This is a genomic window from Dactylosporangium sp. NPDC049140, from assembly GCF_040648435.1.
This window is the reverse complement of record NZ_JBEZDS010000042.1, coordinates 45,899-70,955: the sequence shown is the minus strand read 5'-3', so window position 1 is coordinate 70,955 and position 25,057 is coordinate 45,899. Positions and strand designations below refer to the sequence as shown.

The following is a 25,057-nucleotide window of genomic DNA, read 5'->3' as shown; positions in this document are numbered from 1 at the left end:
ACAGATCCTGCCCGATGGGACGGAACCGGCATGACCGTGAACTCGACGCCGATCGAGGTGACCGTCCGGCGCAGCGCGCTCGCCGGGTGGGTCGCCGACCGGCCCGTGAACGTGAAGAACCGTCCTCACCACGCACGGCACGCTGCCCGCCGACGTACGGCTGCTGGAGAAGCCGTTCACCATCGCCGAGCTGCTCACGGCGCTGCACCGGGCGTGAAGGACGGCACGGCGGTGACGACGACGTTGTCGCGGTAGTGCCGGGTGCGTGAGTCGAAGGGGCCCCCGCACGTGATGAGGGTGAGCCGGGGCGCGCCGTCGCGGGCGAAGTACCGTTCGAGCGGGATCTGCGTCTTCGGGTACACCTCCCGCGCCACGACCGCGAACGGGTAGGCCCGGCCGTCGTCGCCGGTGACGGTGACCGCGTCGCCGGGGCCGAGCTCACGCAGCCGGAAGAACGCCCCGCCGCCCTGCTCGGCCGTGTCCACGTGCCCGGCGAGCACGATCGACCCGGCGGTCGCCTCCAGGCCCGGCCCGTACCGGTACCAGCCGACCACGCCGACGCTCGGCGGGACGGCGACGTCGCCGGCGGCGTCGACCCCGACCGGGTCCACCCGCGCGGAGAGCCGCAGGGCGTCGATGCGCAACCCGGCCGGCGCGACCACCGTCGCGGCCGGCGGACCGGGGACGGCGGGGGCGGATGCGGGTGTCGACGCGGCCAGGGCGGCGGCGGCCGGGGCGCCGGCCGGGCCCGGGGGCCGCTGGGTGCACGCGGTCGCCACGGCGGCCACGAGCACCGCGACCCCGACGACCAGGGCCGTGGCGGCGGCCGCCGGCCCGGGGCGGGCCCCCGCACGGATGCGCGGGGACCCACCGGGCTTTTCGGGAGCGGGCGTCGGCCCTGGCCCGTCGGGCTGTTTGTGAGCGGGCGTCGGCCCTGGCCCGTCGGGCTGTTTGTGAGCGGGCGTCGGCCCTGGCCCGTCGGGCTGTTTGTGAGCGGGCGTCGGCCCTGGCCCGTCGGCCTCTTTGTGAGCGGGCATCAGCCCTGGACCGGGGCGGCCCGGCGGCCGCGGCGGAGGGCCAGCGCACCAGCCGCCGCCACGAGCAGCCCGGCGAGCCCCGCCCCGTAGACCCAGCCGGCCGGGCCGTGGTCGGCGCCGCCGCCGCTGCCCGATGGCACGCCGCCGGGGGTGCCGTGCAGGCCGGTGATGGTCTGCGCGACCACGCCGAGGGTCTTGCCCTCGGCCGAGCCGACCGCGTACACGATCGTCGAGGTGCCCTCGGCCAGGTTCAGGTTCGCGGCCGGGATGGCGACGGTGGTGGTGCCGGCCAGGACCACGTCGGCGCTGACCGGCCCGGCCGGCAGGTCGGCCTTGGCCTCGCCGGGGTTGGTGAGGTTCTTGAACACCGGCTGCCCGCCCGCGCGCACGTCCACCGCCGGTGCGGCCGCGGTGTGCCGCACCACGAGCCGCGCCTGGCCCGGCGCGAGCTTCGACACGTCGTTGACGAACGGGGTCAGCGCCGGCTTGCCGTCGGCGCTCAGGTGCGCCACCAGGCTGATGTTCGCGTCGCCCGGCACGGCCGCCTGGTCGACCTTGAGGATCGGGCTGGTGACCGGGTCGCCGGGCTTGACGATGACGATGTCGTACTTACCGGCCGCCAGCTGCAGCGGGCCGGCCACGGTGGAGGGCTTGAAGTCGCTGAGGGTCTTCTTTCCGTTGACGTACACGTCGACCGGCTGCCCGGGAATCCCGTGCACGACCGACACCTGGGAGGTGCCGGCGGCGTGCGCGGGCGGCGCGCCGAGGACGACGGCACCGGTGGCGGCCAGCGCGGCCAGCGCGGCCGCGGACCGGCGCATGGACAGACGAGCAAGCATTGGCGAAACGCCCCTTCCGGCTGGTGTCGACCCGCGTGGATGCGTGGGTCATCAGCGGATTCGCCGGCTCGGCCGGGCTCGGATTCGCGACGTGGCATCTTCCACAGACCGCAACCGCCGGCGCCTCTGCGGCCGTACGCGCGCCTGGTCCTGCACCGTCAGTGCAGGCGGCGCCCGAGGCGGATCCCGGCGGCGGCGAGGCCGGACAGCGCCGCGCCCAGGCCCGCGCCGGCGACGGTGCCGTAGGCCCAGCCGCCGAGCAGTTCGTGGATCTGGTACACCCGGAAGTCCGTCTCGTGGCTGGCGGCGAACGCGGCGAGCTGGACGGAGTCGCGGCCGAGCCGGTCGAGGCCGATGAGGACCACGGCGGTGGCGGTGAGGTTCGCGGCCGTGAACGCGATCACGCCGCCGAGCAGGCCGTGGCGCAGCGCCCGGCCGACGGTGCCGGCCGCGGCGAGCGTGGCCGGCCCGGTCAGCGCCAGCACGCTCAGCGCCGCCCCGCTGATCAGCCAGGACGCGACCCGCGCGGCCGGGGTGGCCCAGAGGTGGCCGAGGTTGCCGGCGACCGTGACGATGCTGAGCAGGGCACCGGCCGGCGCGCCGTGCGTCAGGGCCGGGTGCCGGACCGCGGGCCGGCGGCGCAGCTCCCGGTACCACTCCGCGAAGAGCCCCCCGGCCAGGTCGGGCAGGTGCCGTAGCCACAGCGCGGCGGTGCCCGCCGGTCCGGGCGGCCGGCGCCGGGCCAGCTCGGCGAAGAGCAGGACGGTCTCCCCGGCCCAGCGGTCGCGGAACGCGGGCGGGTACAGGCGCAGGATCGCGCCGTACACGGCCACGGACGCGCGCCGTTGCCGCGGGGCGCTCACGCCGGGTCCGGGCGCAACCGCGGCTTGGCCCGCGCGGTGTCGATCAGCCGTTGCAGGCGGCGCAGCTGCTCGCGGGCGGCGGCGCGGCCGTCGTCGGTGATGTCGTAGTAGCGCCGCCGCGCGTCGTCGCCCGGGTCGTCGTGCGGGACCTCGGCCACGAGGCCGGCCTCGTGCAGGGTGCGCAGCGTGCGGTACAGCGTGGTGGGGCCGAGCCGCACGCCGCCGCCGGACTCCGCGGCGACCGTCTGCATGATCGCGTACCCGTGGCGGGGCCCGTCGGCCAGCGCGAGCAGCACGTGCAGCGCGGCCTCGCCGAGCGCCGCCGGCTGGGGTGGCCTACGCGCCATCGCCGGCCGCCGTCGCCGGTCGGGCGGCGGTGCGGGCCCGGACCGCCGCGATCGTCACGGCCGCCGCGACCAGGCCGAGCAGGGCACCCTGGACGACGCCGAGCACCCACAGGTGCCCGCCCACGCCGGCCATGGTCTCCCGGGTGACGTACGCGGGCAGGCCGACGTCCCCGCCGAGCCGCCGCCACTCGTCCTGCATCAGGGGATCGTGCTCGACCGACGGGCGGAACAGCGCCAGGAGCACGGCGCCCCCGAGCGCGGCGCCCAGCCCGCTGCCGGCGCCCGACCACACGCCCGCCCGCAGCCCGGAGCGCCACCGGCGGGTGCGCGCCGTGACCGCCGCGGCGGCCGCGATCGTGACGACGCCGACGACGGCCCAGGTCGCGTTGTCGAGCACGCCGCGCGCGGCGGCCGTCGACACCGTGTGCGGCGTCAGATTGTTGAAGCCGATCTCGGCGATCCACAGGCCGCCGAGGAGCAGCCCGGAGCCCAGGCCGAGGCGCAGCACGATACGCCGGTCGGGGACGCCGGGCCGCCCGGTCAGCCACCACGCCACCGCGATGAGCGCGAACGCGGAGCCGGCGACCGCCGCGGACTCCGCCCGGACCACCGGATCGGGCACCGGCAGGCGGGCGGCCGCGAGCAGCGCGGCCACCGCCGTCGCGCCGCCGATGGCCGCGACGGCGGGCCGGGCCCAGGCCGGGCGGGCACTGTCCAACTCGGCTATAGCCATAATGGGCACAGTAGCAGAAGGTAAACCGGGCCCGCCGGGTGCCGATGCCTCTGGTGGAGGGGTATCGCGACATGGAGCAACCGAAGCAGGGCAAGGGCCGCTCGCTGCGCGCCCGGGTGTACCTGGTGGTCGCGGTCTGCGCCGTGCCGGCCGTCGTCGGCAGCGCCGTCGCGCTCGTCGGGCTGGGGCAGACCCACGCGAGCGTGGTCGAACTCGACTCGCAGTCGGTGCGGCCGCTCGCCGCGCTCGGTGACCTCCGGGACATGGAGGGCGACACCCGGGTCGAGGTGTGGGAGTACCTGGCGGCCGACGCGGCCGGCCGCGCGGAGCAGCGCACCGAGATCGCCGCGACCGATCAGGAGGCCGACGAGGACATCGCCGCCTACCTGGACACCCACCCGGACTCCGGCGACGAGCGCGACCAGCGGATCAGCGCAGGATGCCCGTGTGGCCCAGCGAGTAGCGGCCCGGCTGCGGCCAGATGCACAGGCCGTGCGGCTGGGTGCCGACCTTGATCCGGGCCAGCAGGTGCCCGTCCGCGGTCGACAGCGCGTACACCTCGCCGTTGTACCGCCCCGAGAGCCACAGCACCGTGCCGTCGGCCGACACGCCGCCCATGTCGGGGCTGCCGCCGCCGGGGATGTGCCACTTCGCCGCGAGCTTGCCGGTGGCGAAGTCCAGCAGCGACACGGAGCCCTCGCCGCGGTTGGCGATGTAGAGGTACTTCGAGTCCCGGCTGACGTACAGCCCGTGCGCGCCCGCGCCGGTGGCCAGGAACGAGCGCACCGTGAACCGGTCGCCGTCGACGATCCACACCCCGGACGTGTGCATGTCGGCGACGTACCAGGTGTTCCCGTCCGGCGCGATCTTGACGTCCTGCGGCATGGCGTGGTCCCCGGTCAGGTGCAGCTGGCCGATGACCTCCTGGCGGGCGACGTCGACCTTGATGAGGTCGCCGGAGAACTCGCACGTGGCGATGAAGTAGCGCCCGTCGGGGGAGAAGTCGGCGTGGTTGACCCCGGAGCAGTTCACGGTGAGCTCGCGCACGATCGCCATCGTGTGCGGGTCCCGGAACACGATCTTGTGCCGGGCCTCGGACATGACCATCGCGTACTTGCCGTCGGGCGTGAAGTACAGGTTGTACGGGTCGTCGACCGGCACCGGCTTGCCGAACGTGCCCGTCGCCGGGTCGATCGGCACCAGCGCGTTGCCGGTGTTGTCGTTCACCCACAGCGTGCGCAGGTCCCACGCCGGCACCACGTGCTGCGGCCCGCCGCCGACCTTGACGGTCTGGATGACCTTGAACGTCGCCGGGTCGATGACCGACACGGTGTCGCTGCCGAGGTTCGGCACGTAGATGCGCGCCGGGTCGTTGCGGACCTGCTCGGCGAACGCGCCGGGCCGGTCCGCGGCGTACACGTCGTGCGGGTCGAGCAGCGGCGGCATCCCCGGCAGGCCCGGGCCGGGGCTCGTGCCGGCGCTGCCGCTCGGCCCCGGGCCGGCGCTGCCGCTCGGCCCCGGGCCGGCACTCCCGCTCGCCGCCCCGGCCTGGTTCGCCGGGGCGTTGTCGTCGCCCGGCCCGGCCGGGTGCTCACTCTGGGCCTTGGTCGAGGAGCAGGCCGCGACCAGCGCCCCGAGCAGCACGAGGACCGCGACGATCCGCCCGGTCACCAGCCGGGCGGTCACGCGAACAGCTCCGAGGCCGTGACCGGGCGCAGGCCGCGGTCGCGCAGGCCGGCGAGCAGCTTCGGCAGTGCGGTGACGGTGCCCGCGTGCCCGAAATGCAGACTGACGATCGATCCGTTGCGCACGCCCTGCAGCGTATGGCGCACGATCGCGTCCGCGCCGGGGTCCGTGTAGTCCAGTGAGTCAATGTCGTATGACAGACAGGTGGCGTACCCGGCGCGCTGGGCCTGCGCCCGGATCCGCGGGGTGCTGCGCTGGGTCTGCGAGGGCCGGAACCAGCGCCCGATCGAGCCGCTCACCTCGCGCAGGGCCGCGGCGCAGCCGGCGATCTCGGCGTACGCGCCATCGTCGCTCATCCCCTTGATGTCATCGTGGTTGAGCGTGTGGTTGCCCAGCTCGTGGCCGTCGGCGAGGACCCGGCGGGCGAGCTCCGGCTGGCCACGGACCCACACGCCGACGGCGAGGACGGTCGCCTTGACCCGCTCGGCGGCGAGGGCGTCGAGCAGGCCGCCGACCACGCCGGGCTCGCCCTGGCCGTGGAACGTGAGCGCGACGGCCGGCACGTCGCGGGGGCCGCTGTCGACCTCGGGGGGCAGCGCCTTCGGGGGCGGGCCGCCCGCGGCGCTCGGGCTTCCGGTGGCGTCGGGGCTCTTCGCGGCGTCGGGGCTCTGTGCGGCCGGGGCCTGAGATTGGCCGCCGCAGCCGCCGAGGGTGGCGGCGCCGGCCGCCAGGAGCAGTGTCCGCCGATCCATGCACGTCGTCCTTTCGCCGCACGGGTCAGCGGCCCCGGACCATCTTTCCCGACCGATCCTGAGAACTGGCCGAATGCCCATTCACCCAAGCGTGGAGCGCCTTTCGCGCGCGGCCTGGCGTGTCGTTGCGCGGTGGCGTGCCGTTGTGCGCGGGTCGGCGTGTCGTTGCGCGTGGCGCGCTGTCGGGGCACGGCTCGGCGTTGCGTTGCGCGCAGCACGGCGTGTCGTTGCGCGTGGTGTGGTGGTGAGCGCGGCCTGGCGTGTCGTTGCGCGTGGCGCGCTGTCGGGCACGGCTTGGCGTTGCGTTGCGCGCAGCACGGCGTGTCGTTGCGCGTGGTGTGGTGGTGAGCGCGGCCTGGCGTGTCGTTGCGCGTGGCGCGCTGTTGCGCGCGGACCGGCGTGGTGGTGAGCGCGGGCCGGCGTGTCGTTGCGCGTGGTGTGGTGGTGAGCGCGGGCCGGCGTGCCGTTGCGCGTGGCGTGCGGAGTGCGCGCGGGCCGGCGTGTCGTTGCCGGCGCGAACATCGGGGCACGACCCCGAGGACCGCCGCCGCGCCGCCGAGCTCCTGGTGCCGTGGAGTCCATTGTGGACAGCTTGGCGGCCGGGCCGCCGGCCGTGGCGGTGGTCGACCGGGCCTGGCCGCCGCCGGGCCGAACTGGCACGCACCGACTACGCTCGAACGGTGAATCGACGCGTCCTGGCCGTATCCTTCCTGCTGGTCCCGGCCGTGCTGGCGCTCGCCGGCTGCGGCGGCTCCGACAACAAGCACCCGCGGCCGCCGGCGCACCGCAGCACCGCACCGGCGAAGACCCCGGCCGCGCGGCCCACCGCCGGGCCGCCGATCGCGATGGGGCAGTCGGCGCGGCTGCTCGACACCGTCAACGCCACGGTGTACGAATTCCGGCAGCCCAGCGTGACCGGCGGCCCGACCGCGGGGCCGCCCGGATACTCCTGGGCCTCGGCCGACGTCCAGGTGTGCACGCTGGACTCGGCGAAGCAGAACGTCACCGTCGACTGGAAGACGTGGGGCCTGCACTACGCCGACAACTCGATCGCGGTCGCGGCGGAGACGAACAACGACGCGTTCCCCCGGCCGGAGTACCCGTTCACCTCCCGCCCGCTCGCGAACGGCACGTGCGTCCGCGGCTGGATCACGTTCTCCGCCCCCACCGGGCAGCGGCCGACCACCGTCGACTACTCCCCGCACGGCGCGGTCGCGAGCTGGATCGTCCCGGCCGGCGCGGCCCCGTCCGCGTCGTAGCCCGCCGGCCGGCGCCGCCCGGGTCAGCCCGCCGGCCGGGCGCCGCGCGGCGTAGCCCTTCGGTAGGGCGCTGCCCCGGGGTAGCCCTTCGGCCGGGCGCCACCCTGGTCAGCCCTCCAGAAGGGCGCCGCTCGGGGTAGCCGTCCGGAAGGGCGCCGCCGGGGGTGGTCCTCTGGAAGGGCGCCGCCGGGGGTGGTCCTCTGGAAGGGCGCCGCCGGGGTGGTCCTCCGGAAGGGCGCCGCCGGGGTGGTCCTCCGGAAGGGCGCCGCCGGGGTAGCCCTCCGGCCGGGCGCCGCCCGGGTCTGTACCTCGGCTCGGCCCAGCCCGGGTCGAGCTCGCCGTCGATCTCCCGCTGGTCGGCGATGGCGTCGCGCTCGTCGGCGGCCCGGTCGCGCTCGTCGGCGCGCCGTCCCCGATCGTCCAGGTGGCGTTCGCGCATGTCCATGGCGTCCCGGCGCACGGTCGCGCCCTGCTGCTCGAACAGCGCCACCGTGTCGCGCAGCTCCTGCTGGATCTCGCGCTCGTCGGCGCGCGCGTCGCGCTCGTCGGCGGTGTCGCGGTCGCCGGTGGTGCCACGCCTGCCGGCGGCGTCGTGCAGGGCCGGCTGCGCAGCTGACTGATCGTTGTGCGCCACCGTCCGATAGTACAAAACGGCCGCTTTTAGCGCGTATTCATCCCTCGTCCAGGGGGTTACCGGTGATCCGCCCGGCCAGGTTGCGGCGCACCGACCCGGCCGCGGCGCTGTCCGGCTTGCGCCGGGCCTGGTCCTCGAAGCGGGCCAGGAACTCGTCGCGGAAGCCGAGCCGGGGGAGGCGGTCCAGCGTCGCCGCCCGCAGGCCGGCCGGGAACTCCTCCCGACGGCGCCCGACCACCTCGAAGCTCGACGCGACCTGCAGCAGGTGCGACTCCGGGTCGGCGTCCGCGGCGACGTCGTCGCGCATGTGCCGGACGATGACCTCGGCGACCCGGTCGGCCCGGGCCGCGGGCCACCCGGCCGCGCGGCCGAACACCCGGGCGAGGTCGCCGCCCGCCTCCTCGAACGGCACCGTGTGGCTGTCGAACGACGGCGTGAGCGCGATGTCGTGCAGCAGCGCCGCCACGCCGAGCAGTTCGTCGTCGCGGTGGATGCCGTGCGCCGTGGCGTACGCCGCCGCCCACGCGTAGGTGCGCACCGAGTGGTTGAGCAGTGCGGGCGAGCAGTGGCGCTCGGCCACCGCCAGCGCGGCCGCGACCGCGGACGTGTCCGGCAACATCGGGCCGCCCTCTCGTCAGTTCCCACCGGCAACCCTGCCGCCGGCGCGGCCGGCGGGCGCCACCTGGACCGGGCGAGACACGGGCGCGGTATGGGCCGGGTGGTATGGACCGGCCACTTGATCGCTGGCATCGAGATATGCGAATCTCTCGCCACCTTCTTCCTCCGATCGAGGAGCTCACCCATGCGATCCCGCTCCGCGGCGCTGACACTGACCGTGTCCGCCGCACTCCTGCTCACCGGCGCCGGCCTGGCGATCCCGGCCGCTGCCGCGCCCGTGACCCTCACCCCCGCGCTCGCCGCGGCGCCGGACATCGCCGTCGCCAACGTGCAGGCCCACCTGACCCAGCTCAACTCGATCGCCACCGCGAACGGCGGCACCCGGCGCAGCGGCACGGCTGGGTACACCGCCTCCGTCGCCTACATCAAGGGCAAGCTGCAGGCCGCCGGGTACACCGTGGCCGAGCAGACCTGCACCAGCTGCACGTACCGGGCGAACAACCTCGTCGCCGACTGGCCGGGCGGGCCGTCCGACCAGGTCACCATGTTCGGCGCGCACCTGGACAGCGTGGCCGCCGGGCCGGGGATCAACGACAACGGCTCCGGCTCGGCGACACTGCTGGAGAACGCGCTCGTGCTGGCCCAGCAGAACCCGACGATGAGCCGGCACGTCCGGTTCGCCTGGTGGGCCGGGGAGGAGCAGGGGCTGCAGGGCTCGGCCTTCTACGCCAACGCGCTCACGAGCACGCAGCGCACGCAGATCAAGGCCTACTACAACTTCGACATGGTGGGCTCGCCCAACGGCGGCTACTTCATCAACCACATCACGTCGGCGGCGGCCGTGCCGATGAAGGCGTACTGGGACACGCTGGGCCTGCAGCCGGAGGAGAACACCGAGGGCGCAGGCCGCTCCGACGACTACTCGTTCGAGCGCGTGGGCATCGCGACCTCCGGCTACGCCGCGGGCGCCAGCGCGAAGAAGACCTCGGCGCAGGCGTCGAAGTGGGGCGGCACCGCGAACAGCGCGTACGACTCCTGCTACCACCAGGCCTGCGACACCGCGAGCAACATCAGCGCGACGGTGCTCGACCGGGCCGCCGACGGCGTCGCCTCGACGATCTGGGCCACGTCGGTGGGCGGCACGACCACGCCGCCACCGACCGGCTGCACGGCGGCGCAGGTGCTGACGAACCCGGGCTTCGAGTCCGGTACCACCGGATGGACCGGCACCACGGGCGCGATCGGCCAGTGGTCCTCGCAGGGTGAGGCGGCGCACTCCGGCACCTACAGCGCCTGGCTGCTGGGCTACGGCTCGACGCACACCGAGAGCCTGTCGCAGTCGGTGACCATCCCGGCCGGCTGCTCGGCGACGCTGACGTTCTGGGTGCACATCGACACCGCGGAGACCACCACCTCGACGGCCTACGACAAGCTGGCCGTCACCGCGGGCTCGACGACCCTGGCGACCCTGTCGAACCTGAACAAGGCGACCGGGTACGTCCAGAAGAGCTACAGCCTGTCGGCGTTCGCCGGGCAGACGGTCGCGCTGAAGTTCACTGGCACCGAGGACTCCTCGCTGCAGACGTCGTTCGTCATCGACGACGCGGCGGTGCAGGTCAGCTAGGGGCACCCGGACGCGGCGGGCGACGGCCCGCATGCCCGCCACGTTCGGGTGGAACGGCGCCGGGCGCATCGCGGGCCGGAAGCCGGTCACCCACGGCGCGGGCGAGCCGAGCGCGTGCCCTTCGCTGAGCCGCGACGCCCGGAGCAGCTCGGCGCCCGCGCGCCCGGCCGCCCCGGTGGTGGCGCCCGAGACGGACAGGTCGGTCAGCCGGGCGTAGTTGCGGCCCGAACGACCCGTGCGGCGGTCGAGGACCGGGTCGATGCCCGGCCCGGCGGCGAAGGAGCTGCCGAGCGCGACGATGTGCACCGGACCAGCCTGACGGACGGGTGACCGGTCGGTGAACATCGTGGTGGAGGGGGCCTGTGCTTGCGCGCCGACCCTACTGTGTCCGGCGTGACCGGGATTCGGTTGGGAATCGACTTCGGTGCATCGAACACCGCGGCGGTCCTGCGCCTTGCCGACGGTACGACCAAAACGCTCCTCCTCGACGGCTCCGAGCTGCTGCCCTCGGCCGTGTGCCGCGCCCCGGACGGCACGCTGCTCGTCGGGCGGGACGCGATCCGGGGCGCCCGCACCGACCCCGGCGCCTTCGAGCCGCACCCGAAGCGCTGCATCGACCACGGCACCGTGGTGCTCGGCGACCGCGAGGTGCCGGTCGCCGAGCTCATCGGGGCGGTGCTGCGCCGGGTGTACGACGAGGCCGCGCGCGTCGCCGGCGAGGCGCCCGCGAGCGTCACGATCGCGTGCCCGGCGGGCTGGGGGCCGCGCCGGCGCCAGGTGCTGCTCGACGCGGCCCGCGACGCCGGCGTGCACCGGGCCGGGCTCGTCGCCGAGCCGGTCGCCGCCGCCCACGCCCACGGCGCGCTGCGCGCCGGCGGCACCGCGCTCATCTACGACCTCGGCGCCGGCACGTTCGACGTGTCGGTCGTCAGGCGCACCGGCGCCGGCTTCGAGGTGCTGGCCGAGGCCGGGCTCGACGACGCCGGCGGGCTGGAGATCGACACGGCGATCGTGGCGTACCTCGGCGCCGTCTACGCCGGCCGCGACCCCGGCCGGTGGCGGCGGCTCACCCACCCCGAGTCCAATGAGGACAGACGCGCGGCCCGGCAGCTGTGGGACGACGTGCGCGCGGCCAAGGAGAGCCTCGCCCGGGCCACCGCCACCGCGATCCACATCCCGCTCTTCGCCGACGACGCGCCGTTCGGCCGGGAGCAGCTCGACCAGCTGGCCGCGCCCATCCTCGACCGCACGATCCACCAGACCCGCGCGGTGCTGCGGGAGGCCGCGGTCGCCGCCGCGGACCTCGACGCGGTCCTGCTCGTCGGCGGCGGCACCCGGATGCCGCTGGTCGCCACGACGCTGCACCGCCGGCTGGGCGCCTCCCCGGCCGCGACCGAGCGCCCGGAGCTGATCGTCGCCGAGGGCGCGACGCTCCTGGCCGACCCCACACCGGCGCCGTCCGCCACACCCGCGCCGCCCCCGCCGGCCGCCACACCCGCGCCGCCCCCGCCGGCCGCCACACCCGCGCCGCCCCCGCCGCCCGCCACACCCGCGCCGCCGGCCCCCGCGCCCTCGCCTCCCCGGCCGCCGGCCAAGCGGCGGCGCGGCATCGCGCCCCGCAAGAAGCGCCGGTGGCCCGCCGTCCTCGCGGTGCTCGTCCTGGCCGGGGCCGGGATCGTGTACCTCACCGCCTGGCGCCAGAACTGCCTGTCGCTGAACCTGGTCAGCTCCGACGAGAAGGCGCCGGTGCTCACCGAGCTGGCGCGCCGGTACCACCCCGCGGGCGGCTGCGTCGACGTCCACGTCAGCATCGCCAGCTCGCGCATGATGGCCGACGCGCTCGCCGCCGGGACGACCCTGGACAAGAAGGCCCGTCCCGACGTGTGGTCGCCCTCGTCCAGTGTCTGGACCGAGCGCCTCCGCGCGGCCCGGCCCGCGGTGCTGCCCGAGGGCGAGCTGCCGTCGGTGACGCACACGCCGGTCGTCATCGGCATGCCGAAGCCCATGGCCGCGGCGATCGGCTGGCCCAAGGCGAAGATCGGCTGGTCGGACCTCGCCGCGCTCGCCGCCGACCCGCGCGGCTGGGGCGCCTACGGCCACCCCGAGTGGGGGCCGTTCACACTCGGCAAGACCAACCCGAACACCTCGACGACCGGCCTGCTCTCGTTCGCCTCCACGGCCACCGCGCTCGGGCGCGACGCCGGGCGGCTGCACAGCCTCGAACTCGCCGCCGTGCACTACGGCAGCAGCTCGTCGACGTTCACGAAGAACCTGTACCAGGCCGATCAGGAGGGGCGCGGGCTGGAGTACGTGAGCGCGATCGCGCTGGAGGAGCAGGTCATCTACCAGTACAACCGCGGCAACCTCCTCGACGGCGGGCAGCAGGCCCCGCCGAAGACCCCGCTGGTCGCCATCTACCCGGCCGACGGGACGATCGCGTCCGACGATCCCTACGCGATCCTGCGCGAGCCCTGGGTCAGCCCCGAGCAGTCCGCCGCCGCCGAGAGTTTTCTGCGGTACGTGCACGAGCCCGCCCAGGCCGCCCTGTTCCTCGCCGAGGGCTTCCGCGACGTCGAGGACCACGCGAGCTTCGCCGACGCCAACCTGCAGACGCAGCCGGCGTTCACCACGGTCCCGCCGCCCGACGCGAAGACCGTCGAGGCGTTGCTGGCGCTGTGGGGCCAGGTCCGCAAGCCGGCCGGCGTGCTCATCGTCGTCGACGAGTCCGGCTCCATGTCCCAGGAGGTCGGCGACTCCGGCAAGACGCGGCTGCAGCTGGCCAAGGAGGCCGCCGGGCCCGCCGTCGACAGCCTCGCCGTGACCGACTCGATCGGCCTGTGGGCGTTCAGCGGCCCCGAGCGCAGCGGCGCGGACCCGTGGCGCGAGCTGATGCCGCTGAGCCCGGCGGGGCCGTCGGCGGCGCGGTACAAGCAGTCCGTGGACGTGCTGCGCCCGCACGGCGAGACCGCGCTGTACGCCACGATCCGCGCGGCCGTCGCCCACATGCGCGACGCCCAGACCGACCGGCGCATCTACGCGGTCGTGGTGCTCAGCGACGGCGAGAACCAGTACCCGGCCGACGACGACCTCGGCCGGCTCGTCACCGAGCTCGGCCGCGGCAGCCTGGAGAAGCCGGTGCGGGTCTTCACGATCGCCTACGGCTCCGAGGCCGACGCGGCATCGCTGGACCGCATCGCGGGCGCGGCCCGGGGCGGCAGCTACGACGCCAAGAACGCCCTCGACATCCGCAATGTCTTCAACGACGTACTGTCCAACTTCTGACGGGTCGCACGGATCTCGTTTGACGAACTCCGCCGGGATGCCGAGGCTGGCAACGTGCCCGGCCTGATGCATCCCCCGAAAGCGCGACCCGGTGACCGCGTCGCCGTGCTGTCGCCGTCGTTCGCCGCGCCCGGCCTGTTCCCGGCCGTCCATGAGCAGGCGATGCGCCGCCTCGCCGAGGTCACCGGCCTCGTCCCGGTGGAGTACCCGACGACCCGCCGGGTGGGCGCCTCGGCCGAGGACCGGGCGGCGGACATCAACGCGGCCTTCGCCGACCCGGACATCCGCGCGATCCTGGCGGTGATCGGCGGCGAGGACCAGATCACGGTGGTACCGCACCTCGACCCCGCCGTCGCCCGGGCCGACCCGAAGCCGTTCCTGGGCACCAGCGACAACACCAACCTGCACCAGTGGCTGTGGGTCAACGGCATCGCCAGCTTCTACGGCGGCTCCACCCAGGTGCACCTCGGCCCGGGCCCGGCCGTCGACGAGGTGCACGCCCGCTCGCTGCGGGCGGCCCTGCTGACCGGCGAGCGCCTGGAGGTGACCGACCCGGGCGAGTCCGAGGACGTGGGCGTCGGCTGGGACGACCCGCGGGCGCTGTCCTCGTACGGCGACCGCGCGCCGACCGAGCCGTGGAGCTGGCACGGCCCGGCCCGCACGGTGACCGGCCGCACCTGGGGCGGCTGCATCGAGGTGCTCGAGTGGGTGCTCACCGCGGGCCGGACCTCGCCCGCCCCGGACGCCCTCGCCGGCGGCGTGATGCTCCTGGAGACGTCGGAGGAGCTGCTCCCGGCGCGCAACGTCGCTTGGATCGTCCGCGCGCTGGGGGAGCGGGGCCTGCTGGCGGCGGTGGATGCGGTACTGCTGGCGCGTCCGCCGGTCTCGGACTTCACCCGCCGGCCGGAGCCGGAGGAGCGCTCCCGCCTGCGCGCGGAGCAGCGGGACGCGGTCGTGTCGGAGGTGACGCGGTACAACCCGGAAGCGGTTGTCTGTGTCGGCATCCCGTTCGGCCACACGCGCCCGCAGTGGATCCTGCCGCACGGCGGCACCATGACCGTCGACGCGGTCGAGCGCCGCGTCCACGCCGATTTCGCCTAGCACCGTGAACCTTCCGGGCCTCCGCGCCGACTGAACTGGCGAAGGAGGGCCGATGAGCGACGAGTTGCTGGTGGTCCGCTGTCAGCTGGGTGAGCGGGAGGCCTTCACCGAGCTGGTACGGGCCTGGCACCCGGCGGTCGAGCGGTACGTGGGGCAGATGCTCGGCGGTACCGACGACGATGTGGTGCAGGAGATCTGGCTGGCCGTGGTGAAAGGGCTGCCGCGCCTGCGACAGCCGGACCGGTTCACGCCGTGGCTGTTCACGGTCGCGCGCCGGGCGGTGATGAACCGGCTGCGGGCCGCGTACGCGCGCCCGGACACCGAGCCGATCGACGACGTTGCGGGCCACGACGAGACCGAGGGCGTGGTCGACCGGGAGACCCTGGCCGGCGCCGTGGCCGCGCTGCCGGCCCGGGAGCGTGAGGTGCTCCTGCTGTTCTACCTGGAGGACCTGCCGCTGGAGACGTGCGCCCAGATCTGCGCCGTCCCCGTCGGAACGGTCAAGTCGCGGCTCAACCGGGCCCGCGGGTTGTTGCGCCTGGAGCTGGAGCGGAAGGGGTACGAGGCATGACGCCGGAAGAGGTCCTGGCGCGGCTGGACGCGCCGTTGTCGCTGCGCCGGCGGGTCGCCTACCTGGTCGTGGCCCTGGCCGGCCTGACCGGCAGCGCCCTGATCGGCCTGCTCGGGGCGACGGAGCCGGGCCTGCCGCCCCGCACGCAGGTGGCGTTCGCGGCCCTGATGACGATCGGCCTGGGCTGGGCGGCGTTCGGCGCCTGGGCCGTGACCCGGCGCGTACCACTGTTCGCCCGCGACCGCGTGGTCGCCGCCTGGCTCGGGGCCGGCGCGTGGCTCGCCTTCACGACGGGCGCGCTGGTCATCACCATCGTGCGGCACAAGCTCGAGCCGTCGCTGCTGGCGGTCGTCGTGGCCCTGGGCGTCCTGGCGGCCGTGAACCTGGGCGCGGCCCGCCGGGCGAGGACCGCCCTGATGCGGCGCAAGACCGAACTGACCAGACGCGGAGACGGTACCGCCGCGAAAGGTACGCCGGGATGAGGTGGTCCATGCGCCGCAATGGGCGTGCCGGTGTGTGACGCGGCGGGCTGGAGTCCGTCGTGACGGCGCTGCTGCTCGACCGGCTGCACCGGGCCGGCCTCCGTGACGTCGTCGCCGTGGAGCCCGTCAGCGGTGGTCTCGCGGCGCTCGCCGGGATCGCCACCCGGCGGGGTGCGCCGCCGGTGTTCGTCAAGGCGTTCGCCGACGCGCCGGACGACGGCGTGTTCGCGGCCGAGGCCGAAGGGCTGGCCGCTCTGCGCGAGCTCGGCGGTGTGGTGACGCCCGACGTGATTCTTGCCGACCGGGAACTGCTCGTGCTGTCGGTCCTGCGCACGCGGCCGGATCGCGCGGCCTTCTGGGAGCAGCTGGCCCACGCGGTGGCCCGTTTGCACCGGAGTACCACCCACAAGCTCTTCGGCTGGCAGCGCGACAACTGGCTCGGCCGCGGCCGGCAGGTCAACACCTGGGCCGAGGACGGGTTCGCGTTCTTCGCGCAGCACCGGCTGCTGCGGTGGCTCGGGGAGCCCCGCGTCGACGCCGCCCTCGGGCCCGCGGACCGGGCCGCGCTGGAACGACTCTGCGACCGGCTGCCCGAGCTGCTGCCCGACCGGCCGGCCTGCCTGACCCACGGGGACCTGTGGGCGCCGAACGTCCTGGCCACCCCGGACGGGCGGCCCGCCCTCATCGACCCGGCCGTGTCGTACACGTGGGCCGAGGTCGACCTCGCGCACCTGTGGTCCGCCGTGCCCCCGCCCGAGGCGCGCCGCTTCTTCGCCGTGTACGCGGAGCTGACCTCGCTCGACGCCGGCTGGCGGGACCGTATGCCGATCATCCAGCTGCGCCAGCACCTCGCCGTGCTGGCCCAGATCGAGCCCGACTGGGGCGTGGCCGGCCTGATCCGGGCCACGCTCACGCCATTTCGTACGCGTCGGTAACAATCGCCCGGGTGACTCCCTGGATCACAGTTTGATGACGACCTGACGCCGGGTTCGGAGCCGCAAAATGCCGTCGCTGAGCGTTCGCAAGACCGGGGTTATGTACGTCGATCGGGGGCCGTAACCCTCGCTCCGCCCCGTTGCCGAAACTTCGGTACGCCTCGGGGAAGCTGTTCGCGTCCCGGTGTGCGACTATGAGCGCGGATACGAGCATTTGGTTACGCACCGGATGCGGTAGACCGCCGGCCCGGTGACTTGTGCCTGCGGTGCTGGGGTGCGGACCGACGGCAGGTATGGTTCATCGAGCGGAAGCACCTCGCCGGCGATTGGCGAGGTTCTGGTTTTCCGCTATCAGGAGGAAAAGCGTGGCTAGCGGTACTGTCAAGTGGTTCAACTCTGAAAAGGGCTTCGGCTTCATCCAGCAGGACGACGGCGGCGCGGACGTGTTCGTCCACTACTCCGCCATCGCCAGCAGCGGCTACCGCGAGCTGACCGAGGGTCAGAAGGTGGAGTACGAGGTGACCCAGGGTCAGAAGGGTCCTCAGGCGGAGAACGTTCGCGCTCTCTGACGGGTCCTCGCAAGAGACTCAAGCGCCAACCGGAGCGCCGTATGCCCAAGCGTACGGCGCTCCGTTCGGCAGTGTGCCCGATTGTCGGCATTAGCGGCTAATGACGACCTTTCCGCGCACGTGCCGCCCGCGCCACCGCGGAACCGCTTCGTAAATTCGCTCGATCGGGTATGCCGCCGCCGTAAGTTTCGTGACGACGGGCCCTCACGGCCCGTACCGGTTCGCCGCCTCTTCCGGTGTCGTCGCCCCCGCGCACCCCGCCACACGGTCGGCCCAGGCGCGTATCACATCGCGCAACTGCGCGGGTTCGTGCACGAGAAACGGCCGCCCAAGCCCGGCCAGCAGCCCCGGAAGCCAGTCGAGCCGCTCCGCGCGCAGCCGCACCAGCACCCAGTCCGGCCCTTCGCCCGGGTCCGGCTCGATGCTCGCCAGCCCGCCGGGCAGCCGCGCGCGCACCTCCTCGGCGGTCCCCCGCACGGCCACGACGACCTCGTGCCGCCACGGCGTGCCGGCCAGGCCGGTCCGCACCACGTCGGCCGGACGGAACCCGGCAGGAACGGCAAAAGAGCCCTGCGCGAGGTGTACCTCCACAATGCGGTCGAGCCGGAAGGTGCGCAGTTCGCCCGAGGCCGAGTCGGGCCCGGTGACGTACCAGCGCGCGGCGTGCGCCACGATGCCGTACGGATGCAGGGTCCGCTCGCTGCGCCGGCCGTTGCGGTCGGAGTACACGATCACCGCGGGCCGGCGCTGCCGCGTCGCCTCGGCCAGCCGCAGCATGACCGAGGCCTGCGGTCCCGTCTCCTCGTGCGAGCGCGCGGGCGCGCCGAAGTCGGCCGTGGCGAACAGCGCGTCGAGACGGGCGGCGAGCGCCTTGGGCAGCACCCGGCGCACCTTGGCCGCGGCGGCCCCCGACGATGCCGTCACCCGGCCGCCCGACAGGCCGAGCAGCACGGCCAGCGCCTCCTCGTCGGTCAGCATGAGCGGCGGCATCCGGAAGCCCGGGCCCAGCCGGAAGCCGCCGTAGCGCCCCCGCACCGCCTCGACCGGCACGTCGAGGTCGAGCAGGTGCTCGGCGTAGCGGCGCACGGTCCGCTCGTCGACGCCGAGCCGCCCGGCCAGCGCGACGGCGGTGTGGGTGCCGCCGCCCTGCAGGATCTCCAGGAGGGCGAGCACCCGGGCGGTCGGACGTGTCATGGATCAACATTCTGCCAAAACCGGGCGGACCTTGTCCGGTATCGCTCCTACGGTGGGCGTCATGGATTTCGCATCGGTTCGTCTCATCACCGGCCAGGTCGGCCGCCTCACCGACTTCTACGAGCAGGTCACCGGGCAGACCGCCCGCCGGTACACGCCGGACTTCGCCGAGCTGCCCCTGCCGGGCGCGACGCTCGCGATCGGCGGTACCGCCACGGTCGCGCTCTTCGGCGCGGGCTCGGCCGAGCCGGCCGCCAACCGGACGGCGATCGTGGAGTTCCGGGTCGACGACGTGGACGCCGAGTTCGAGCGGCTGCGCGACGTGATCGGCGCGCCGGTACAGGAGCCGACCACCATGCCGTGGGGCAACCGGTCGCTGCTGTTCCGCGACCCCGACGGCACGCTGGTCAACCTGTTCACGCCGGTCGGCGCCGACGCGATCGCCCGGCAGCGGCGCTGAGCGCGCCCAGGCCCGGAGGAAGCGCAGGACCGCGAGCACGCGCCGGTGCTCGCGCTCGTGCCGGACCAGCCCGAGCTTGGTGAAGATCGACGGTCGCGGCTGTGTGACACCTGAGCGCGCGGCGCCGGTCAGGGTGGGCCGAACGCGCGCAGGGCATGCGCCACGCGCGTGCGGACCTGGTCCGCGTCCGGCAGGCCCAGGTGGTAGACGAGCCGGTGGTAGATCGGTCCGTAGACCAGGTCGAGGGCCACGTCGAGATCGGCGTCCGCGGCGAGCTGGCCGTCGCGCTGGGCCCGGCGCATGCGCTCCTTGAAGTCCTCGATGCGCGGCGCTATGAGTCGCTCCCGCAGGTCGTTGGCCAGCCCGTCGTCGTGGAGGGCCTCGGAGATCAGGCCCACGACGGCGGAGCCGGTCGGCGAGGTGAGGAGCTCGATGACCGATGTGACCTGGGTGTGCAGGTCGGTCGCGAGGTCGCCGGTGTCGCGCTGGTACACGACCGTGGTGGCCACCTCGTCCATGGCGTCCAGGAGGACCGCGCCCTTGGAGGGCCACCAGCGGTAGATCGTCTTCTTGCTCACGCCGGCGCGGGCGGCGATGGCCTCGATGGTGAGCCGCCGGTAGCCCAGCTCGGCGCACAGGCCCAGCGCGGCGTCCAGGATGGCGCGGCGGCTGGCCTCGTTGCGGCGCAGGGGATTCGGCGGTGCGGCCATGCCTCCCACGGTAACAGGGAAACGATACGTGCCGTGTTGACACGCCGAATACACGACACGTAGCGTGTCGTCCGCCGGGACACGACACGTGTCGTGTGCGTACAGGAGGAGACACGGTGGGACGAGACAGCGGCTTCACTGCGCCAGGGCTGCGCAGACTGCACGACGTACTGGCGCGGTACGTCGAGTCCGGGCGGATCCCCGGGCTCGTCGCCCTGGTCGGCCGGGGCGACGAGACGCACGTCGAGGCGCTGGGGACGATGCGCCACGACGGCGGTGCGCCGATGCGCCGGGACACGATCTTCCGGATGGCCTCGACGTCCAAGCCGGTGTCGGTGGCGGCGGCGATGGTACTGCTCGACGAGTGCCGGCTGCGGCTGGACGACACGGTGGAGCAGTGGCTGCCGGAGCTCGCCGACCGGCGGGTGCTCCGGCGCCTCGACGGCCCGCTGGACGACACCGTGCCGGCGCGCCGGCCGATCACCGTGCGGGACGTGCTGACCTCCACGTTCGGGCTCGGCATGGACATGACGGTCCTGGGCACGCCGATCATGGGTGCCGTCTTCGAGCAGGGGCTCACGCCCAACCTGCCGACGCCGATGCCCGAGCCCGACGAGTGGCTGCGCCGGCTGGCCACGCTGCCGCTGATGAACCAGCCCGGCGAGCGGTGGCAGTACCAGATCGCCAGCGACCTGCTCGGCGTGCTGGTCGCCCGGGTCTCGGGGCAGTCGTTCGAGGCGTTCCTGCGTGAGCGCGTCTTCGAGCCCCTCGGCATGACCGACACCGGGTTCGACGTGCCCGCCGATCAGATCGACCGGCTCCCGCCGCTCTACGCCCCCGACCCGCAGACCGGCGAGTTCCACGTCTGGGACCCGGCCGAGGGCGGACGCCACAGCAAGCCGCCGGCGTTCGCGGGCGGCGGAGGCGGGCTGGTGTCCACTGTGGATGACTACCACGCCTACTTCCGGATGCTGCTCAACCGGGGCCGGCACGGCGGCGAGCGGGTACTGTCCCGGCCCGCCGTCGAGCTCATGACGACCAACCGGCTGACGGCCGAGCAGCTCGCCGCCCGGACCGCGCTGGCCCGGGACAACGTGCACGTGTCGTTCGGCCAGGGCCAGCACGGCGGGTGGGGCTTCGGGATGGCGGTGCGGACGTACCGCGGCGACTATGCCCCGGTCGGCCAGTTCGGCTGGGACGGCGGCAGCGGAACCTCGACCTACGCCGACCCGCAGAACGACCTCGTCGGCATCCTGCTCACCCAGGTCGGGGCCTCCACCCCGGACTCGGCGCGGGTCTACCTGGACTTCTGGACGACGCTGTACCAGGCGATCGACGACTGAGCGCGGTCGGGCGAAGGCGATCACGGTGATGGTGAGCGTGGCGGAGTACAGGCCGGGCTGCGTGCTCGACGGAATCTTCAGGTGCAGGTCGGCGCCGATCGAGGTGGTACCCAGGCCCCCGCCCGGGCCCGCGACGGCCGGCCGCCGCCGGCGCGCAGGCCGGGGTCGGTGCCCGGGGCCACCACGGGGCCGGCCACGACGTCGTGGCCGGCGTTCGGCGCCGCGATCGCCGGGGCCCACCCCAGGTCGGCGCCGCTGAAGGTCCGGGTGCCGTTCGTGAAGTCGCCGACCTGGCCCGAGACGGTCCAGCCGGGGCGGGTCTGGTCGCGGCCGTCGCTGACGGTCACCGTGCCGAGGTGGCCCGCCGACTCGAAGGTGTGGTCGGTGCCGTACGACAGCAGTCCGTTCGGTGAACGATCAGTGGGCGGCGACCGCCACGGCGGGATCGAGCTGCTCGGCCGGAAGATGCTGCGGCTGTACCACCAGCCAGAGCGCCAGAGCCGCGGCCGCCATGCCCCCGAAGACCACGATCGCCATCGCGAGGGCGCCCACGCCCAGGACACCGACGAGCGGGGCGGCCAGCGCGCCGACGCCGAACTGGACGGCACCGAGCAGCGCCGCCGCGGTACCGGCGGCCTCACCGTGCCGGGACAGGGCCAGCGCGGGGGCGTTGGGCATGGCCAGGCCGACCATCGCGAGCACCGTCCACAGCGGCAGCAGCACGCCGAGCAGCCCGCCCGCGTGGGTGGCGGCCAGGGCGAGCAGCACGGCCCCGGCCGCGACGCCCGCGACCAGTGCGCCGGCGAGGATCCGCTGCGGCGTCCAGCGGCGCAGCAGCCGCACGTTGAGCTGGGTCGCGCCGATCAGGCCGACCGCCCCGCCCGCGAAGACGAACGCGAACTGCTGCTGGCTCATGCCGTACTCGTCCTGGAACACGAAGCTCGACCCGCTCACGTACGCGATCAGCGCCGCCATCGACAGCCCGGCGACGATGATCAGCCCGACGTACACCCGGTCGGCGAACAGGCGCCCGTAGTCGCGCACGGTGCCGCCCACGCCGCCCATGCGCCGCCGCTCGGCCGGGAGGGTCTCGGGCAGCGCGAACGCGGTGGCGGCGAGGATCGCCAGACCGGCCACGGCGAGTACCACGAAAACCCCCCGCCACTGGGTCAGGCGCAGGACCAGGCCGCCGACGGTGGGGGCCAGGATCGGGGCGACCCCGACGACGAGCATGAGCCGCGACAGCAGCCGCGCCGCCGCGAGCCCGTTGAACAGGTCCCGCACGACGGCCATGGCGACCACGGACGCGGCGGCGGCGCCGAGGCCCTGCAGCACCCGCAGCGTGCCGAGCACGGCCAGGTTGGGCGCGAACACGCACAGCACCGACGCGGTCACGTGCACCGCGATCCCGGCGAGCAGCGGTACCCGGCGCCCGAACGCGTCGGCCAACGGCCCGACGATCAGCTGCCCGATGGCCAGACCGGCGAGGGTACCGGTGAGCGTGAGCTGCACCGCGGCCGCCGACGCGTGCAGGTCGGTGGTGATCGTCGGCAGCGCCGGGAGGTACATGTCGATGGTCAGCGGCCCGAGGGCGGTCAGGAATCCGAGCACCAGCGTCAGCCGGAGCCGGCGCCAGGCGGACAGCGGCGGCTGGGCTTGGGGTCGGGTCATCGTCACAGTCTCGGCCACGACCGGTGGCAACAGTATGGAGTTTCCCCGCATTCCGGTCGTTACCTCGGTCACGTTCCGGCCGACGGCGACGGTGCGGCGTCACCGTCCCGGGTGAGCGACAGGACTTCCGGCCATCCCCGGGGCGCGCCGTCCGGGGCGAAGCCGCAGTCGGCGGGTCTGGAACCGTCGGCGGGGTGTGCGCGTCGGAAGCGGTATGCGCACACTCGCCGTGATCGGGGCGCTCCTCGCCGGGCTCGTTGCCGGGGCGGTCGTCCTCCGTGAGGGGTGGGAGCTGCCCGTGCGGCAGTACTGCCCGACCGACGCCTGCCACGACGGTTCGTGGTTCGACGTCGACTGGGGCAGTGTCGACTGGAAGCTCACGCCCACCCGGCTCGCCTGCTTCGAGACCAACCCGCAGCCCGGCGCCGTGCTGATCGGGCCCGGCGACGTGTGTGTCTCGTCGCGCGGGGACGTCGTCGAGCGGCGGGCCACGTACGAGCAGCTGCAGGCCGAGGCGGGGCGGCGGCGCCTGCTGGCGCTCGGGCTCGCCGGGGTCATGGTGGTCACGCCGGGTGTGGTGGTGTCAATCCGTTCTCGTACGCGTACACGACGATCTGCACCCGGTCGCGCAGGGACAGCTTCGCGAGCAGACGGCCCACATGCACCTTGACGGTCGCCTCCGACAGGTGCAGGGCCGCGGCGATCTCCGCGTTCGACGAGCCGCGCGCCACGTGGGTCAGCACCTCGCGCTCGCGGCCGGTCAGGGTGTCCAGCGCCGGCGGGGTGCGGGCCGGGCCCGGGGCCGGCAGGTGCGGGAGGAACGTGTCCAGCAGGCGCCGGGTCACCGCCGGGGCGACGACCGCGTGGCCGCCGGCGACCGAGCGGATCGCGGTGACGAGGTCGTTCGGGGGCACGTCCTTGAGCAGGAAGCCGCTCGCGCCCGCGCGCAGGGCCGCGTATACGTACTCGTCCAGGTCGAACGTGGTCAGCACCAGGACGCGGGCGCGGGCGCCGGACGCCACGATGCGGCGGGTCGCCTCGATGCCGTCGAGCACGGGCATGCGCACGTCCATGAGCACCACGTCGGGGTCGAGCGCGCGGGTCATCGCGATCGCCTGCTCGCCGTTGCCCGCCTCGCCGACGACGCGCAGGTCGGGCTGGGCCTCCAGGACCAGGCGGAAGCCGAGGCAGAGCAGCGGCTGGTCGTCGACGAGCAGCACCGAGACGCTCACGACTCGAACGCCAGGTGCGCCTCGACCCGCCAGCCGGGCCCGGGGCGCGGGCCGGCCTCGATCTGCCCGCCGTAGACCGCGGCCCGTTCCCGCATGCCGGTGAGCCCGTGCCCGGCCGGGGCGGGCCGTCCGCCGCCGTCGTCGAGGACGGTGAGGTCGGCCCGGCGCTCGCCGTACCGGATGCGCACCTCGGCCTTCGCGTGCGGCCCGGCGTGCTTGAGGGTGTTGGTGAGCGCCTCCTGCACGATGCGGTAGACGGCCAGTCCCGCCCCCGGGCCCCACGGCCCGGGCGTGCCCTCGCGGGACAGCTCCACCTGCACCCCGGCGGCGCGGACCCCGTCCACGAGCGCGTCGAGGTCGTCCAGGCCCGGCTGCGGCGCGCGCTCGTCGCCGGGGTCGCGGCGCAGCAGCCCGACCAGGCGGCGCATGTCGGCCAGGGCCTGCCGCCCGGTCGCCGACGCCTGGCGCATCACGTCGGCGGCGCGGGGCGGGTCGGCCGGCACGGTCGCCGCGGCGCCGTCGGCGAGGGCCACCATGACGGCGAGATGGTGCGCGACGATGTCGTGCATGTCGCGGGCGATCCGGGCCCGCTCCTCGGCGACGGCCAGGCGGGCCTGGCGGTCCCGGTCGAGCTCGAGGCGGCGGGCGCGGTCCTCCAGTTCGGTCAGGTACGCGTGCCGCGTCCTCTGGTTGATGCCGATCAGCGCGATCGCGACCGTGATCGCGGTGACGGCGGCGAACGCGGTCCACGGGAAGCTCCCGCCGGTGCGGTTGAGCCAGCCCGGCAGGATCACCGCCACCGCGCGCGGCCACACGAAGCGGGCCGGGCGGTGGCGGGCGACGGCGTGCAGCGCGGCCAGCGGCACGAACAGCCCCGCGGGCGACTCGATGTTCAGCAGGCCCTGCAGCGTCAGCAGGCCCGCGGTGACCCACAGCACGAGGACCGGGGCCCGGCGGCGCCAGATCAGCGGTACCGGCACCAGCACCACCGACAGCCAGTCCAGCCAGTCGCCGCCGTGCTGGGTGGCGCCGGTGCGGCCGGTGAGCACGATCCCGCACGCGAGCGCCACCGCGGCCGCGATCGCGATGTCGGTGCGCAGCCTCATGGGAGCCAT

Annotated in this window: 26 protein-coding genes; 12 read left to right on the top strand and 14 right to left on the bottom strand. The window is 74.4% G+C overall.

The window, feature by feature from the left end:
• Window positions 1–194 precede the first annotated feature (194 nt).
• The 5 genes from AB0B76_RS43890 to AB0B76_RS43870 all read right to left on the bottom strand — a co-directional run bounded on the left by AB0B76_RS43890 (window position 195) and on the right by AB0B76_RS43870 (window position 3,819).
• Window positions 195–794 carry a class F sortase gene (locus tag AB0B76_RS43890; protein WP_360387288.1) on the bottom strand — a complete coding sequence of 200 codons (600 nt, stop codon included), beginning with the start codon at window positions 792–794 and terminating at the stop codon, window positions 195–197.
• A gap of 242 nt (window positions 795–1,036) precedes the next feature.
• A complete protein-coding gene (locus AB0B76_RS43885; protein WP_360387386.1) occupies window positions 1,037–1,858 on the bottom strand; it encodes a DUF4397 domain-containing protein in 822 nt (273 codons plus the stop codon).
• A 176-nt stretch (window positions 1,859–2,034) separates the two neighbouring features.
• Window positions 2,035–2,739: a hypothetical protein gene (locus tag AB0B76_RS43880; RefSeq protein WP_360387285.1), complete on the bottom strand. Its 705-nt coding sequence runs from the start codon at window positions 2,737–2,739 to the stop codon at window positions 2,035–2,037.
• Complete coding sequence (locus tag AB0B76_RS43875) at window positions 2,736–3,086, bottom strand: PadR family transcriptional regulator (protein WP_360387282.1); 351 nt, start codon at window positions 3,084–3,086, stop codon at window positions 2,736–2,738. Before AB0B76_RS43875 ends, AB0B76_RS43880 begins: the two co-directional genes overlap by 4 nt.
• Complete coding sequence (locus AB0B76_RS43870) at window positions 3,076–3,819, bottom strand: hypothetical protein (RefSeq protein ID WP_360387279.1); 744 nt, start codon at window positions 3,817–3,819, stop codon at window positions 3,076–3,078. Before AB0B76_RS43870 ends, AB0B76_RS43875 begins: the two co-directional genes overlap by 11 nt.
• A gap of 71 nt (window positions 3,820–3,890) precedes the next feature.
• Here AB0B76_RS43870 and AB0B76_RS43865 point away from each other — a divergent pair, with 71 nt between their 5' ends.
• The gene (locus AB0B76_RS43865) at window positions 3,891–4,334 is read left to right on the top strand and encodes a hypothetical protein (RefSeq protein WP_360387277.1); all 444 of its coding nucleotides are present in this window, start codon (window positions 3,891–3,893) and stop codon (window positions 4,332–4,334) included.
• Here the strand turns inward: AB0B76_RS43865 and AB0B76_RS43860 are convergent.
• Both AB0B76_RS43860 and AB0B76_RS43855 read right to left on the bottom strand, forming a co-directional pair.
• Window positions 4,249–5,505, bottom strand: coding sequence for a YncE family protein (locus AB0B76_RS43860; protein ID WP_360387274.1), 1,257 nt, complete (start codon window positions 5,503–5,505; stop codon window positions 4,249–4,251). The genes AB0B76_RS43865 and AB0B76_RS43860 overlap by 86 nt on opposite strands.
• Complete coding sequence (locus AB0B76_RS43855; protein WP_360387271.1) at window positions 5,502–6,257, bottom strand: polysaccharide deacetylase family protein; 756 nt, start codon at window positions 6,255–6,257, stop codon at window positions 5,502–5,504. Before AB0B76_RS43855 ends, AB0B76_RS43860 begins: the two co-directional genes overlap by 4 nt.
• Window positions 6,258–6,937: 680 nt before the next feature.
• Between AB0B76_RS43855 and AB0B76_RS43850 the strand changes: the two genes are divergently transcribed.
• Both AB0B76_RS43850 and AB0B76_RS43845 read left to right on the top strand, forming a co-directional pair.
• Window positions 6,938–7,516, top strand: a complete 579-nt coding sequence (locus tag AB0B76_RS43850; protein ID WP_360387269.1) for a hypothetical protein — start codon at window positions 6,938–6,940, stop codon at window positions 7,514–7,516.
• A gap of 424 nt (window positions 7,517–7,940) precedes the next feature.
• Window positions 7,941–8,132, top strand: a complete 192-nt coding sequence (locus AB0B76_RS43845) for a hypothetical protein (protein WP_360387266.1) — start codon at window positions 7,941–7,943, stop codon at window positions 8,130–8,132.
• Window positions 8,133–8,187: 55 nt separating this feature from the next.
• On the opposite strand, the gene AB0B76_RS43840 is transcribed toward AB0B76_RS43845, so the two are convergent.
• Entirely contained in the window at window positions 8,188–8,769 is a 582-nt protein-coding gene (locus AB0B76_RS43840) for an HD domain-containing protein (RefSeq protein WP_360387264.1), read from the bottom strand.
• A 183-nt stretch (window positions 8,770–8,952) separates the two neighbouring features.
• Between AB0B76_RS43840 and AB0B76_RS43835 the strand changes: the two genes are divergently transcribed.
• The 7 genes from AB0B76_RS43835 to AB0B76_RS43805 all read left to right on the top strand — a co-directional run bounded on the left by AB0B76_RS43835 (window position 8,953) and on the right by AB0B76_RS43805 (window position 17,332).
• Window positions 8,953–10,392, top strand: a complete 1,440-nt coding sequence (locus tag AB0B76_RS43835; RefSeq protein ID WP_360387261.1) for a M28 family peptidase — start codon at window positions 8,953–8,955, stop codon at window positions 10,390–10,392.
• A 393-nt stretch (window positions 10,393–10,785) separates the two neighbouring features.
• Window positions 10,786–13,674 (top strand): Hsp70 family protein, encoded by a 2,889-nt coding sequence (locus AB0B76_RS43830; protein ID WP_360387259.1) that lies wholly within the window; start codon window positions 10,786–10,788, stop codon window positions 13,672–13,674.
• Window positions 13,675–13,740: 66 nt separating this feature from the next.
• Entirely contained in the window at window positions 13,741–14,775 is a 1,035-nt protein-coding gene (locus AB0B76_RS43825; protein ID WP_360387256.1) for a S66 peptidase family protein, read from the top strand.
• Window positions 14,776–14,827: 52 nt separating this feature from the next.
• On the top strand, window positions 14,828–15,346 hold the full coding sequence (locus tag AB0B76_RS43820; protein WP_360387253.1) for a sigma-70 family RNA polymerase sigma factor: 519 nt from the start codon (window positions 14,828–14,830) through the stop codon (window positions 15,344–15,346).
• Complete coding sequence (locus AB0B76_RS43815; RefSeq protein ID WP_360387250.1) at window positions 15,343–15,828, top strand: hypothetical protein; 486 nt, start codon at window positions 15,343–15,345, stop codon at window positions 15,826–15,828. The genes AB0B76_RS43820 and AB0B76_RS43815 overlap by 4 nt, the downstream gene beginning before the upstream one ends.
• A gap of 59 nt (window positions 15,829–15,887) precedes the next feature.
• Window positions 15,888–16,763, top strand: a complete 876-nt coding sequence (locus AB0B76_RS43810) for a fructosamine kinase family protein (RefSeq protein ID WP_360387247.1) — start codon at window positions 15,888–15,890, stop codon at window positions 16,761–16,763.
• A 365-nt stretch (window positions 16,764–17,128) separates the two neighbouring features.
• Window positions 17,129–17,332, top strand: coding sequence for a cold-shock protein (locus tag AB0B76_RS43805; protein ID WP_360387245.1), 204 nt, complete (start codon window positions 17,129–17,131; stop codon window positions 17,330–17,332).
• Window positions 17,333–17,536: 204 nt separating this feature from the next.
• Here AB0B76_RS43805 and AB0B76_RS43800 read toward each other — a convergent pair whose 3' ends face one another.
• The gene (locus AB0B76_RS43800; protein ID WP_360387241.1) at window positions 17,537–18,526 is read right to left on the bottom strand and encodes a YafY family protein; all 990 of its coding nucleotides are present in this window, start codon (window positions 18,524–18,526) and stop codon (window positions 17,537–17,539) included.
• Window positions 18,527–18,587: 61 nt separating this feature from the next.
• Between AB0B76_RS43800 and AB0B76_RS43795 the strand changes: the two genes are divergently transcribed.
• Window positions 18,588–18,986 (top strand): VOC family protein, encoded by a 399-nt coding sequence (locus AB0B76_RS43795; protein ID WP_360387238.1) that lies wholly within the window; start codon window positions 18,588–18,590, stop codon window positions 18,984–18,986.
• A 128-nt stretch (window positions 18,987–19,114) separates the two neighbouring features.
• On the opposite strand, the gene AB0B76_RS43790 is transcribed toward AB0B76_RS43795, so the two are convergent.
• Window positions 19,115–19,696 carry a TetR/AcrR family transcriptional regulator gene (locus tag AB0B76_RS43790; RefSeq protein ID WP_360387236.1) on the bottom strand — a complete coding sequence of 194 codons (582 nt, stop codon included), beginning with the start codon at window positions 19,694–19,696 and terminating at the stop codon, window positions 19,115–19,117.
• Window positions 19,697–19,812: 116 nt separating this feature from the next.
• Here AB0B76_RS43790 and AB0B76_RS43785 point away from each other — a divergent pair, with 116 nt between their 5' ends.
• Entirely contained in the window at window positions 19,813–21,039 is a 1,227-nt protein-coding gene (locus AB0B76_RS43785; RefSeq protein WP_360387234.1) for a serine hydrolase domain-containing protein, read from the top strand.
• Window positions 21,040–21,116: 77 nt separating this feature from the next.
• On the opposite strand, the gene AB0B76_RS43780 is transcribed toward AB0B76_RS43785, so the two are convergent.
• The 4 genes from AB0B76_RS43780 to AB0B76_RS43765 all read right to left on the bottom strand — a co-directional run bounded on the left by AB0B76_RS43780 (window position 21,117) and on the right by AB0B76_RS43765 (window position 25,048).
• Window positions 21,117–21,386, bottom strand: coding sequence for a hypothetical protein (locus tag AB0B76_RS43780; protein ID WP_360387231.1), 270 nt, complete (start codon window positions 21,384–21,386; stop codon window positions 21,117–21,119).
• A gap of 70 nt (window positions 21,387–21,456) precedes the next feature.
• A complete protein-coding gene (locus AB0B76_RS43775; RefSeq protein WP_360387229.1) occupies window positions 21,457–22,710 on the bottom strand; it encodes a multidrug effflux MFS transporter in 1,254 nt (417 codons plus the stop codon).
• A gap of 563 nt (window positions 22,711–23,273) precedes the next feature.
• Window positions 23,274–23,942 (bottom strand): response regulator transcription factor, encoded by a 669-nt coding sequence (locus AB0B76_RS43770; protein ID WP_360387226.1) that lies wholly within the window; start codon window positions 23,940–23,942, stop codon window positions 23,274–23,276.
• Window positions 23,939–25,048, bottom strand: a complete 1,110-nt coding sequence (locus tag AB0B76_RS43765) for a sensor histidine kinase (RefSeq protein ID WP_360387223.1) — start codon at window positions 25,046–25,048, stop codon at window positions 23,939–23,941. Before AB0B76_RS43765 ends, AB0B76_RS43770 begins: the two co-directional genes overlap by 4 nt.
• Window positions 25,049–25,057 lie beyond the last annotated feature (9 nt).